11 protein-coding genes are annotated in these 12,162 nt (G+C 68.2%); 5 read left to right on the forward strand and 6 right to left on the reverse strand.

Going from position 1 to position 12,162, the window contains the following annotated elements:
• Nucleotides 1-2: 2 nt before the first annotated feature.
• Together AC1DHL_RS28820 and phnD are read right to left on the reverse strand one after the other, a co-directional pair.
• Nucleotides 3-1,028 (reverse strand): phosphate/phosphite/phosphonate ABC transporter substrate-binding protein, encoded by a 1,026-nt coding sequence (locus AC1DHL_RS28820; RefSeq protein ID WP_478164218.1) that lies wholly within the window; start codon nucleotides 1,026-1,028, stop codon nucleotides 3-5.
• Nucleotides 1,029-1,032: 4 nt separating this feature from the next.
• Nucleotides 1,033-2,040, reverse strand: a complete 1,008-nt coding sequence (phnD, locus tag AC1DHL_RS28825; protein WP_478105823.1) for a phosphate/phosphite/phosphonate ABC transporter substrate-binding protein — start codon at nucleotides 2,038-2,040, stop codon at nucleotides 1,033-1,035.
• Between the two features lie 190 nt (nucleotides 2,041-2,230).
• Between phnD and AC1DHL_RS28830 the strand changes: the two genes are divergently transcribed.
• The 4 genes from AC1DHL_RS28830 to AC1DHL_RS28845 all read left to right on the forward strand — a co-directional run bounded on the left by AC1DHL_RS28830 (nucleotide 2,231) and on the right by AC1DHL_RS28845 (nucleotide 7,679).
• The gene (locus tag AC1DHL_RS28830; protein ID WP_478105785.1) at nucleotides 2,231-4,117 is read left to right on the forward strand and encodes an ATP-binding response regulator; all 1,887 of its coding nucleotides are present in this window, start codon (nucleotides 2,231-2,233) and stop codon (nucleotides 4,115-4,117) included.
• Nucleotides 4,118-4,301: 184 nt separating this feature from the next.
• Nucleotides 4,302-5,306, forward strand: coding sequence for an ABC transporter substrate binding protein (locus AC1DHL_RS28835; RefSeq protein ID WP_478164215.1), 1,005 nt, complete (start codon nucleotides 4,302-4,304; stop codon nucleotides 5,304-5,306).
• The gene (locus AC1DHL_RS28840) at nucleotides 5,303-7,303 is read left to right on the forward strand and encodes an ATP-binding response regulator (protein ID WP_478164216.1); all 2,001 of its coding nucleotides are present in this window, start codon (nucleotides 5,303-5,305) and stop codon (nucleotides 7,301-7,303) included. Before AC1DHL_RS28835 ends, AC1DHL_RS28840 begins: the two co-directional genes overlap by 4 nt.
• 148 nt (nucleotides 7,304-7,451) lie before the next feature.
• Nucleotides 7,452-7,679, forward strand: coding sequence for a hypothetical protein (locus AC1DHL_RS28845; RefSeq protein WP_478105779.1), 228 nt, complete (start codon nucleotides 7,452-7,454; stop codon nucleotides 7,677-7,679).
• Here the strand turns inward: AC1DHL_RS28845 and AC1DHL_RS28850 are convergent.
• Entirely contained in the window at nucleotides 7,613-8,305 is a 693-nt protein-coding gene (locus AC1DHL_RS28850; RefSeq protein ID WP_478105777.1) for a hypothetical protein, read from the reverse strand. The genes AC1DHL_RS28845 and AC1DHL_RS28850 overlap by 67 nt on opposite strands.
• A 193-nt stretch (nucleotides 8,306-8,498) precedes the next feature.
• Entirely contained in the window at nucleotides 8,499-9,140 is a 642-nt protein-coding gene (locus tag AC1DHL_RS28855) for a response regulator transcription factor (protein ID WP_478105775.1), read from the reverse strand.
• Between the two features lie 189 nt (nucleotides 9,141-9,329).
• On the opposite strand from AC1DHL_RS28855, the gene AC1DHL_RS28860 reads away from it, so the two are divergent.
• Nucleotides 9,330-10,037 (forward strand): glycine zipper 2TM domain-containing protein, encoded by a 708-nt coding sequence (locus AC1DHL_RS28860; protein ID WP_478164217.1) that lies wholly within the window; start codon nucleotides 9,330-9,332, stop codon nucleotides 10,035-10,037.
• Here AC1DHL_RS28860 and AC1DHL_RS28865 read toward each other — a convergent pair.
• Both AC1DHL_RS28865 and AC1DHL_RS28870 read right to left on the reverse strand, forming a co-directional pair.
• The gene (locus tag AC1DHL_RS28865; protein ID WP_478105771.1) at nucleotides 9,991-10,788 is read right to left on the reverse strand and encodes an alpha/beta fold hydrolase; all 798 of its coding nucleotides are present in this window, start codon (nucleotides 10,786-10,788) and stop codon (nucleotides 9,991-9,993) included. The genes AC1DHL_RS28860 and AC1DHL_RS28865 overlap by 47 nt on opposite strands.
• Nucleotides 10,785-11,810, reverse strand: coding sequence for a M14 family zinc carboxypeptidase (locus tag AC1DHL_RS28870; RefSeq protein ID WP_478105769.1), 1,026 nt, complete (start codon nucleotides 11,808-11,810; stop codon nucleotides 10,785-10,787). Before AC1DHL_RS28870 ends, AC1DHL_RS28865 begins: the two co-directional genes overlap by 4 nt.
• Nucleotides 11,811-12,162: the final 352 nt, after the last annotated feature.

The following is a 12,162-nucleotide window of genomic DNA, read 5'->3' on the forward strand; positions in this document are numbered from 1 at the left end:
GATCAGCGCCCTTCGCCGCGAAGCGCCGCCGCCTGTTCCGCGTAAGCGCTTTCGATGCGCGCCAGCCGGGCCTGGCGAGCGGCCTCGTCCACCCATCGCCCATTGAGTGCACTCTGCCGGGCCAGCTGGTACCCGAGCCTGGCGGCCGGCAGCAGGGCCCTGTTGTCCGCGGCGACATAGCCGAGGGACGCATGCAGCGCCTTGAGCGTCTCGCGCTGCGCGTCGCCGCGCGCGCCGCTGGCATGTCCGTAATTCACAAGAAAGGCGCGAAGCTTCTTCTGGAGTTCCGGCGGCAGATTGCGCCGCGCCACGATGGGTGCCTGCGGCGTGGGCTCCGAACGCCAGATCACCTGCAGCCGATCGGCCTCCTCAGGGAACTGGTCCCTGAACCTGGCGAAATCCGTGGTGTTGTTGGTGGCGACGTCCGCATCGCCGTTCGCCACTGCCAGCGCGGTGGCCTGATGGGTGCCGACGATCTCGCTGCGAAAGCGCGTCTCCATCTCGATGCGGTGAGGCAGGAAGAGCTGGACCTGCGGCAGCACGAAGCCCGACACGGATCGGCTGTCGCCACGTGCGAGGCGCCATTGCTCCGGATGGGCGAGCAGGTCGTCGAGCTTGTTGAGGGGCCCGGCCTTGCGCGCGAGCAGCACCGCGCGATGGTCGGGCTCGCCCGGATGGCGCTTCACCAGCGCCAAGACGTTCATGCGCCGGTGGGAGACAGCATCGAGCGCCATCTTGGCGGACAGCATCGCAAGGTCGACTTCGTTGCGCTGGATGGCCCGGTCCAGCGACGCGTAGTTCGTCACCGAAAGCACCGTGACCGGCCGGCCGATCGCGCGGCTCAGGTCGGCCAGGAGCGGCGTCCAGTGGGTCTTCGACTCGACGGCGTCGCCGATCGGCAGGACGCCGAAACGCAACTCCGCGGGCTCCGCCGCCTGCCCCGCCTGCGCACCGGTGACGACCTGCCATCCCAGCGCGCAGACCAGCGCGCAGCGGCCCGCGAACACGAGCAAGCCTCGCCTCACGATGAACTCAACGCGCTGCCTCGCGCAATGCTGCCACCTGTTCGGCGTAGGTCGTCTCGATGCGTTGCAGGCGCGCTTGCCGCGCTGCCTCGTTCACCCACTGCGAGGTCATCGCGCTTTGGCGCGCCAACTGATAGGCCAGCTTGGCCGCCGGCATCAGCGAACTGTTGTCGGCCGCCACGAAGCCGGCGAGATCGTGCAGCGACTTCAGGACGGCACGCTCCGCGTCGCCGCGCGGCCCCTTGCCGCGCGCGTAGTCGACGAGGAAAGCCTGCACCTGCTTCTGGAACGCGGGGTCGTATTCGCGCCGGATGACGATCTGCGCATGGGGGATGAGTTCGGATTCCCAGATCACCTGCAGCCGATCCGCCTCGGCCGGGAATTGAAGCTTGAAGCGTTCGAAGTCGGCCGTGTTGTTGGTCGCCACGTCGGCCTCGCCGTTGGCGACGGCGAGCGCCGTCACCTGGTGCGTGCCAACCAGTTCGCTGCGAAAGCGCGTCTCCATCGCGATGTGGTTGGGCAGGAAGAGTTGCAACTGCGGCACGATGAAACCCGACACCGACCGGCTCTCCCCGCGCGCGATCCGCCATTTCTCGGGGTTGGCCAGCAAATTCTTCAACGAGGTGTAGTCACCCGTCTTGCGCGTCAGCAACAGGGCGCGGTAGCCGGGCAGGCCGTCGTGGCGTGTGACCTGTGCCAGCACGGTCATGCGGCGCAGCGTCACCGCATCGAGCGCCATCTTGCCGGAGAGGAAGGCCATGTCGACCTGGTTTCGCTGGATGGCCTGTTCGAGCGCCTCGTAGGAGGTCACCGACAACATCGCGACGGGCCTGCCTATCGCACGGCTCATGTCCGCGAGCAGGGGCTCCCAGTCGTTGCGCGACTCGAAGGCACCGCCCAGCGGCAGGATGCCGAAGCGCAAGGCTGTCGTCGAGCCGACCGCCGGCGCAGCGGTCTGCGCCGAAACGACGGCCTGATAGGCCAGCAGCATCGCCATTGCGCCGCGCAGCAGCATCGCGCCCGCGCAGCGCGCCAACGACCGGAAACTATCTGGCCGAGGTGCAATGGGGGCAAGGCTGGTCAAACCCATACAGTCGAGAACACAATTAGAAACCATCTTGAACACCGCCCGTGTCGTTTTTCTCCACGCATGTTTTGCGATCAGTAACGTATAACTGGCTTGGCGCGCCCGCCGCCATCCGCCCATGAATTGGCCTTTCCGTGCCCTCCGCCTCCTCCGTCTGACGCTCGCGCAGCAGCTTGTGCTGTTGGCGCTGCTGCCGGCCATGGTGGCGACCCTCGGCGCGATCGCGGTCCTCACGCGCCAGCACCTCGCCAACGTGACCGAGCTGATGCGCGCCAATGCACAGACCGTCGCGCTGCAGGTGGCGACGGTGGCCCAGTCCCAGATTCAGCACATGGATCGCCGCGCATTGCAACGCACGGCGCAATCGGGCAGCTACCAGCCTCATGTGCAGCAGGTGCAGATCTGGTCGGAGGACGGGGAGATCGTCGCCAACTCGGAGACCACCGACCGCCAGCGCGGCGAGGGGCTGCGCGTGGTCGCACCCATCATCGGAGACGACGGCAGGCATGCCGGCAAGGTCATGGTCGAGACAAGCCTCGCGGCCGTCGAAAGCGCCAGGCAGGCCGTGTGGCTCAACGTCCTGGCGGTGCTCGGCGCGAGCCTGGTCGGTGTCGGCCTGGCGGGTTGGTGGGCAGCGCGGCGAATCAGCGCGCCGATCCGCGCGCTCGGCGAAGCCGTCGACCGGCTCGGTGCCGGCGAGGATGCGCAGGTCAAGGTCCAGGGCACGGCAGAGGTCCGCCGCCTGCAGGACGGCTTCAATCAGGCGGCGCGCGCGCTGTTGGAGAGCCGGAACCACCTCGAGAGCCGCATCACCGACGCCACGGCGGAATTGGCGAGGAAGAACCAGCAACTCGAAGTCGCCAGCCAGGCCAAGACGCGACTCCTTGCCGCAGCCAGCCATGACCTGCGGCAGCCCCTGCATGCGCTCACGTTGTTCTCGGATGGCCTGGCCAACGGCGAAACCGACCCGGCACGCCTGCAGCGCATCGGCCACATCCGCGAATGCGTCGATTCGCTCGACCGGCTTTTCACGGAACTGCTCAACCTTTCGCAACTCGACGCGGGCGTGCTGCAGCCGCAATGGGCGGACTTCGCGCTCGACACCCTCTTCGACGAAATCAGCCGCAACTTCCGTGCGGTGGCCGAGCAACAGAATCTTCGGCTGGTGGTGCGAAAGACGGACGCATGGGTGCGCTGCGATTACGTGATGCTGTCGCGCATCCTCAACAACCTGGTGTCGAATTCGCTGCGCCATACGGCCGAAGGCGGCGTGCTCATCGGTGCGCGGCGACGCGGCAAGGGCATCCGCATCGACGTCTGGGACACGGGCGTCGGCATCGCACCGCACCATCAGGCGCGTGTCTTCGAGGAGTTCTACCAGATCGACCCGAACGGCCGGGCGGGCGGCCGCGACGCGCGCGGCATGGGACTCGGCCTGGCCACCGTGCAGCGGCTTGCAGCGCTGCTGAACACGCGCGTCGCGCTCAGCTCCCGGCCCAACAAGGGCACCTGCGTGCGGGTCATGGTGCGCGCCACCGAGCCGGTGATCCCGATGAGCCCGCCACTCGTCCCGCTCTCCGCCGCGCTCGCCGACGACGATGCGGGCCTGAAGAACATCCGCGTGCTGGTGATCGACGACGAGCGCACCATCCTCGAGGGATTGCAGGTCGTGCTCTCGAACTGGGGCGCCGAGGTCATGGCTGCCCAGAACCGCGCCGAAGCACTGGCCCTCGCGAGCGCTTGGGATCGCCCGCCCGACGTGGTGGTCAGCGACCTGCTCCTGCAAGGCGGCGACAACGGGCTCGATGTGCTGGCCGCGTTGGAGCGCCACCCGAACGGCATCGGCGCGTCGACCGCGCGCCTGCTCGTCACCGGCGAGACCAAGCCCGACCGCCTGCGCGAAGTCGCAACCGCAGGCGTGGCCGTGCTCTACAAACCCGTCTCGCCAAAGGTGCTGCGGCAGGCGATCAACGCCCAGCTCGCCGCGGTGCGCGAACTCGCCTGACCGGCCCGAAGGCGCGAGGGCGGGGTTCGGCCTTACTCCGTCTGACATAGACCGTCGGGCGGCGACCGCGGACAGGCGCCCTCTCACAATGCGGGCACGCTCAAGCGACATAAGCCCTCTGCCTTATCGCGCACAAAGAGCCTCGTCCGTACATTGGCCCCAACACCCACTGCGGATGCAGTCCATGCTTGCGAACCGTTTCCTACCGTTGCTTCAGAAGCGGCGAGCCATTGCGGCCATCGCCTGCGCTTGCGCGGCGACGGTCTGGAGCGCGGCGAGCGCGGCCGGGCTCACGGTGCTGATGGCCGACGACAGCGCGGCCCACACGGACTTCGTTCTCCAGTTGCGAGAATCCCAGGAGGCGGGCAGCCGCTTCGACCTGATCCATATCGCCGCCGGAACTGCCGGCGCGGAGCAGGAAAGTACGACAGCGCCTACACGAACACGCGGCGTACGCAGCGCCACCGCAGCCGAAATACAGGTCACGATGGCCGTCGGGATGGTTGCCGCGCGCATGGCGATCGAGCGACCCGGGCAGGACCCGCTGGTGCTCGTGATGTTGAGCCGACTCGACTACGAAACCCTGAAGATGACCCCCGCCCTTCGGCACCCCGACCGCCAGATCGGCGTGCTGCTGCGCGAGCCGGCCATGACGGACCAGCTGGCGTTGATCGATGCCGTGCTGCCGCGCAAGCGCCGGCTGGGCGTGGTGGCGACCGCCGAATCGGAACCGGTCGTGCGCGAACTGCAAGGCGCTGCACAGGGCTGGGACCTGCAGGTGGAATACGCGCCCGACGCAAAATCGCTGGCTGCGGCGCTGCGGGTCCTGCTGCCGCACAGCGACGCACTGCTGGTGTTGCCCGACATGATCGGCGACAGCCAGGCCGCCACGCTAGCGGTGCTGCGTGCCGGAGCGAGTGCAGGTCTCCCGGTCTTCGGAACGAACGACGGACTGGTGCGCTCCGGTGGGCTGGCAGCCGCGGTGTCCACGCCGACGCAACTGGCCCAACAAGCGCGCGCACTTGGCCTGAAGCTGGCCGCGAACAGCGTCACAAGCAGTGCGGGCGGTGTGATGGTCGAGGCGGCGACACCGGCGACGGTGCGCGTCAACACCACCGTGGCGCGCGGGCTGGGGCTGCGCCTGCCTGACGAACGCGAACTCACGGAGCGGGTCACCGCAGTTCGATGACCGCCGCCCCACATTCACTGCCCGCCCCGGCTTCGGAGGTGCGCCCGACCGACCCGCCAGCGGTTGAAAGCCGAGACCTGCCGGTCGACGGAAGCCTGCAGCGCGACCTGTTCCGCCTAGGCGTGGTGCCGTGTGCGGCGGTGGCACTGGCGCTCACCGGCTGGTTCACCAACGGCCGCCTCGCCACGCTCGAATCCGCCTTCGACGCCGAAGGACAGGCCGTCGCGAAGCAGGTCGCTGCAATGTCCGACTTGAGCCTCTACGCGGGTGACGTGCCGGCGCTGCAGAACGTCGCCAATGCCGCACTGCGCGGCGGCCAGGCCACGCGGGTCGAGATCAGCAACGGCGCCGGGATCTACGTCACCGCCGGGCCGAAGCCGGCCTCGCTCGGGCAGTTGCGCATGTTCACGGCGCCGATCACATTGCGCGAAGCCTCGCGGACCAGCGCCTTCGCGCCCGCCGGCGCAACCGCCTCCGGCGACGCCCCGATCGGGCTGGTCCAGACCTTCCGCGACACCACCGCCTACACCCATGAACGCACCCGCTCGCTGATGGCGGGCATCGGCATCGCGATGATCGCGCTGCTGCTCGCATGGGCCTGGGTGCGGCACATGGCGCGCGCCGTCGTCCAGCCGCTGCGGCGCATCTCGCGCACCGTCGCGGCACTGGAGGCCGGCCGCTTCGACGCGCGCTGCAACGTCGTCACGCTGACAGCGGACGACGACCGCGACCCGAAAGCCGGCAAGCGCCGCGCGCAACACGAGTTCGTCAACCTCGCGCACGACATCAATCGCCTGGCGGAGCGCCTGCAGCGCCACCGGCAAATGAGCGATGAAAAGGTGCGCGAAGCCACTGCCGTCGCCCTGCAGCGCATGGCCGAGGCCGAGCAGGCGGCGCTCTCCCGCGCCCGCTTCCTTGCGGCGGCGAGCCATGACCTGCGCCAACCGTTGCACGCGATGGGCCTGTTCATCGACGGCCTGCTGCCCACGGCGAGCCCCATGCAGCGCCCTGCCGTGCTGCGCCTGCAGGAAGCCACGGATTTCATGGGCGTGCTGCTCGACGATCTGCTGGAGATCTCGCGGCTCGACGCGCAGGTGCTGACGCCCACGATCGCCGGCGTGTCGCTGGCCACGGTGTTCGATCAACTCGACGCACAGCATGCCGCGCCCGCCACGGCCGCACGCGTACGGCTGGTGTGGAAAGACCGCGGACTGGCCGTGCTCAGCGACCCGGCACTGTTGCAGCGCATCGTCGGCAACCTCGTCAGCAACGCGATCCGCCACACACCGCCGGACGGGACGGTGCTCGTCGCCGCGCGCCGCAGGGGCCGCGGTGTTCGCATCGAGGTGCGGGACAACGGTGTCGGCATCGCGCCGATCCACCAGGCACGCATCTTCGAAGAGTTCTACCAGGTCGCGAACACCGAGCGCGACCGCCGCCAGGGCTTCGGCCTCGGCCTGTCGATCTGCGCGCGCATCGCCCAGTTGCTCGGCACGCGCGTCAGCCTGCGATCGGCCCTGCAGGCCGGAAGCACCTTCTCGCTCGACCTGCCCGCGGCCGACCCGCGCCACGTAGCGACGCCCAAGGCAGAACCGGCCGTCTCGGCACCGCTGGCCGGCCTGCACTGCCTCGTCGTCGACGACGATCCGGCCATCCTCGACGGCAGCCGGACGCTGCTCGAGCAATGGGGCTGCCAGGTGGACTGCGCCTCCACGCGCGGGGAGGCGCTGACGCGGCTCGACGAATCCCATGCGCATTTCGACGTCGTGCTCTGCGACCTGCAACTGGCCGGCGACGAAGACGGCATGGAAGTGATCGAGGACACGCGCCGGCTTCAACCCGACGCCCTGGCAGTGCTGGTGTCCGGCGCCACCGGACCTGAATCGCTGCAGCGCCTGCGCCAAGGTGGGGTGATGCTGCTGACCAAGCCGGTCGCGCCGGCGAAGCTGCGAGCGCTTCTTTCGACCCGCCGCACTCCGACGCTGGCCTGCTGCTAATCGGCCCTCCGAGCCCGTCGGGCCGGAAACGCGACAGAAAGTATTCTTTCGCGAATCGGCGCTGCACAAAAGTCGCGGAAGCCTTGGCCCAATCCCCAAAACTCGTGGCTACCATTGCATCCTGGAGAGAGGAAGGACGGGCAATCAGATGGAACCGATGCATTGGCAATACATGGGCGCCTTGGGCGGGGTCATCGGCATCGGCTGGCTGGTCGTCGTGCCGATGTACCGCGGCTGGACCCATCTGAACGAGAAGATGACGGGCCGCGTCGAGCGCAGCATCCGGATGATGGCCGAGTGCGACGACGGTCAGGCGGGCGCCAAGGCGGTTCCGAGCGCGAAGCACACCGAGTCGGGTTCGACCGACAAGGAATAGCCCAGGCCTTCGGCCAGCGATTGCAGCGCGATCGCATCGATGGCCAGCGCACGCGGAGCGCGATGCGCATCGGCCAGGGGATCGGTGGGCGTGGACTCGCCGTGCCGGGCCGAGAAGCGCAATGCATCCTCGCCTTCCGCTTCGACGCGGATCTCCGCGATATTGGGCGCACTGTCGTGCAAGTAGCCCAACGCACCGAGGAACATGTAGCGCAGGGCCGCACCGGCCGGGAAGCGCCGCTCGCCTTCCGCCGGTGACAGTCCCTCGCCCACATGGATGCGGATGCCGCGCAGCTCGAAGGCCACGCGCATGAGCGCAGTACAACGCGCCACGAGGTTGCCTCGCGTGATGCCTTCATCGTCGGTCGACAGCTCCCAGTCGCGCAGCGCATGCACGCCGAGCGCGAGTGCCGCGACCTGTTCTTCGATGAGCGCCACGCGCTCTGCCCACGCAGAAGCATCGCCTGCCGCTGCGCCCGACATCTGGCGCTTCAGGAGCAGCGCGCTCATGCGAATCACCGACACCGGCGCTGCCATCTCGTGGCGAAGCGCCGGTAGCGCGCGCGTGAGGAGTTCATGGCGCACACCCGCCGCCATCCAGCTGCGTGCACCGGGCGATGCCTTCATCCGACGGCAGCGCGCGACAGGCAACGGCCACGTGCCGCCCTGTCGTCAGCGATCAGAACGTTCATTCGGAATCCCCCGAAAGCAAAAAGGCAGAGCAGTATGGGACGGCATGCGCCTGGCGCGATGTAGGACACCATCTCTCGTGGGCCGTCGTTCACCGCCCGTATGCAATCCGACGGGGGTCGGCGGGAATTCAGACCGTCTGGCCCAGGGAACCACCATCGATCTGGCCGAGCGCACGAACGAGGTCGGGCAACGATCTCGCACCCATTTTTTCCATCGCATTGGCGCGATGCAGCTTCACTGTCCGCTCCGCGGTGCCGAGCGCCGCGCCGATATCCCTGTTCGGCGCTCCCGTCACGACCATCGCCGCGACCTGCCGCTCTCGCGGCGTGAGCGTGGCGAAGCGGGCCTTCATTGCATTGATCTGCTTCAAGGCCTCCCGCCGAGAGATGTGATGGGTCACTGCATTCCGCACGGCGGCCACGAGCGCCTCGCCGTCGACAGGCTTGAGAAAGAAATCCTTGGCCCCCGCTTTCATGGCCCGCAGAGTGTCACGCGCGCTGGCCTTGGCCGTCACCACGATGACCGGAAGCGGCTCGGCGCTGCGCGTGATCACGTACTGCAGGTCGAGCCAATCGGGCCGCGCCATGTGGAGATCCAGAACAAAGCATGCTGGCTCGTCGCCGATGTCCGTATGCAGCAGCTCGCCGACCGAGCCGTGGCCGCGCACCCGATAACCCGCGGCGACCAATTGATGGCAAGCGGCTCGTCGAAATGTCTCGTCGGTGTCGACGACGCAGACCACGGGCGTCTGCACAGTGTCGTGATTCATGAATGAGCGGATGAATGCCGGAACGCCCGGCCGCAAGCCCATCATACGAAGCCGGATGAAAGCGACCTTGCACGCGGTGTAGCCCTTGACGCACAGTCTTTGTAGGACCCGGCGAATTGACAGGCGGCTCGCATCGGCGATGCTTTGCTCGTATCCGGTGCCTTCGCACCGAGGACAGGAAAGGAATGCATGGAATCGACTTCGCTCGACCAACCCGTCGCACCGACGGGCAAGTCACCCAAGGCGCTCTGGGCAGCGATCTGCGTGTTGGCGATCGCCGTGGCTGCGCTCGGAGGCGCGCTGGTCCACAAGGAAGTGAGCAGCGGCGCGACGCCGACCACCGTGGCGGTCGCGCCGCCGCTGAAGGCGCCGGACGACTTCCCCGCGCCTCCGCCCGCGCAGGCCGCGCCGCCTCCGCCGCTGGCCGCTGCCGCCCAGGCGCCAGTCCGGGCTCCCGAGGTCATCCCGCCGAAGGTGGCGCAGGCCAATACGGAAGCCGGCGGACTGGGCTCAGCGCCGGCGCCCATGACCGCACCTGCACCCGCGCCGGTCAAGGTCTGCTCAGTCTGCGGTCACGTCGAATCAGTCCACACCGTGCAACACCAGCAGCCCACTACCGGTGTTGGCGCCGTGGCGGGAGGCGTGGTGGGCGGCCTGGTGGGCAACCAGATCGGCAGCGGCAATGGCCGCACGGCGGCCACCGTGCTCGGCGCGGTCGGCGGAGGTTTCGCGGGCAACTCGATCGAAAAGCACACGCACACGAAGACGGTCTACGAAGTCAGCGTCCGCATGCAGGACGGGTCGTTGCGCAGGGTGGAGACGAGCAGCGCGCCGCCCATCGGCAAGGCCGTCACGCTGAAGGGCAACGTCCTGCAACCGGCCGACGGGCACAAATGAGCGACGGCACGGCCCATTCGCCGACCTGGCGCGCAAGCCAGGGGCCGTCATCCAGCGCGAGGTCGTGACCGGCCGTGGGGTGCTCGATGATGGCGACACCCCACGCCCGCGCGAGCGCCCGTGAGCATTGCACGTCCACCAACGCATCGCGCCGGCTCGACAGCACGAGCAGCGGCACGACAGGCGCCTCGGCAGGCGCGCGATAGCGCGTAGCGGCGAGCAACTGTCGCAAGGAGTTTGCAGCGCTCACCGGATGCGCCTCGCGCAAGGCCGTCCATTCGCCGATGACGGCATCGCGCCGCGGCGGATGGCGGCTGGTCAGCCGCAAGATCGTCTCCTCGCGCCGACGAGCATCTTGCCCAGGACGCAACAGGCCGAGCAGCGCGCCGTAGTTGGCCGGCCGCAGGCGCCGGTACCACGGGCTGAAGGGCCTCAGGCTGGTGTTGACGAGCACGCATGCGGCCAGTTCGGCGGGATGACGCCGCGCCCACTCGACGGCCACCATCGCGCCGAGCGACATGGCGAGCAGATGCACCGGCGTTTCGATCGCCATCCCCTGCAGTTGGCGTCGGCAGCTTTCGACCGTGTCCTCGATGCAGGCGGGGCTTCGCTCGTTGTGCAGACTGCCGTTCCCGGGCAGATCGATCGCAACGACGCGCGCGCCGGGCAAGCGCTCGCGCAGCATTCCCGGGAACGCGCCCCAATGGCCCGCTTCGCGCGCGAGTCCTCGCAACAGGAGCCAGGTGCTCATCGTCGGGCTTCCTTCGCGTACCACCGCGCCAGCGCGCGCTGCGTGTGTTCGTCCCTGCGGGCGCCGGTCGGCACCCAGCGCTCGTGGCTGCAGGCCGCGCGCATGAGGAAATCCAGCCAGCCGACATGGCGGCGCAGCACGCGCTGCTGCCGATGCGCAATCACCGGATTGAAGATGCCGTGGCGCGAAAAAATCTGCCTCGGATTCTTCTTGACCCAGAGCCACGAACCCATCTCCAGCGTCAGGGGAAGGAAGACTTCCTCTCTTTCGCAGGCGCGCAGGTAGAGGTGATCCCACAAGTCGCCGTGCGTCAGGTACTGCCGGCTCTGCGGCTCCAGCACGTAACGATGGTGAAGCAGCGTGTCGTCGAGGATCGCGCACAGCGCATGCATCTCCGCGAGATGCGCGATGGGCCGGGACGTGTGTGCGAAGGGAAACCAGATGCGATCGGCCAAGCCGAAGCCCGAATGGCAATCCACCGCGATGCTGAATGGACGGCCCAGCAGTTCCGCCTCGACGAGCTCGCACAGCGCGGCGCTCTCCCGCTCCATCGGCGCACCCGCCGCGCCGCGATACCAAGGCAGCGCCGCGCTCACACGCTGCCCGCCGATGAGGAAAGGTACGCGCTCGCGAGATTCCACTGGCGCATTGCGCATCAGATCGACCCCATTCGGATTCGCGCGTGTGCCGAGCCACAGTCCTCCGGGGTTGACCAGCGGCATGAACACCAGGCGCACGGTCTCCAGTTGCCGATGCAGGGTGTCGTCCCATTGCAGCCGCATCACGAGACTGCGGAGATAGGCGATGGTGACCTCCGCGCCGATGCGCTCCAGGCCGTGCACGCCGCCGAAGAATCCGACGGCCGGCGCGTCTGCGCGCTGACTGCCGAACATGAAGGCCTCGACGGCGAAGCGCTGCTGGCCCGCGTTGACCTCGCACAGCACGCGCCGCGTGATGTGCGCGCCCGCCAACTCGGCGAGCCTTTGCAGTTCCAGCAGTTCGGGCAGGTCCGTTGAAGTCACTCGCGGATGGAAGAGTCGGGTGCGCGCAGGATAGCGACACCGGCGGACATCAATACGTCACATGCGCACGCTAGCGTGGCGTGATCATGACCCGTCTCTTCCGACTCTCATCCGGCTCTCTGTGGCGCGGCATTGGCCTGGCCCTTCTGTGGGGCGCCGCCGAGTTCATCGCGCTGGCGCGCTCGCGCTGGTCCGCGCGTTAAGGCCTGTTCACACTACTTCCGGGGTCGCGAAGGTATGCCAGGACGGGCCAATCAAGGCGCGCGACGCCGCATGTGCGTTGGCACATGCAAGGAGCGCAACGCCGAGTGGCCCGTCCTGGCATACCTTCCCTTCGGGTTGTCGTGCAAAG

It is taken from the genome of Variovorax sp. 10L426 (assembly GCF_056395305.1).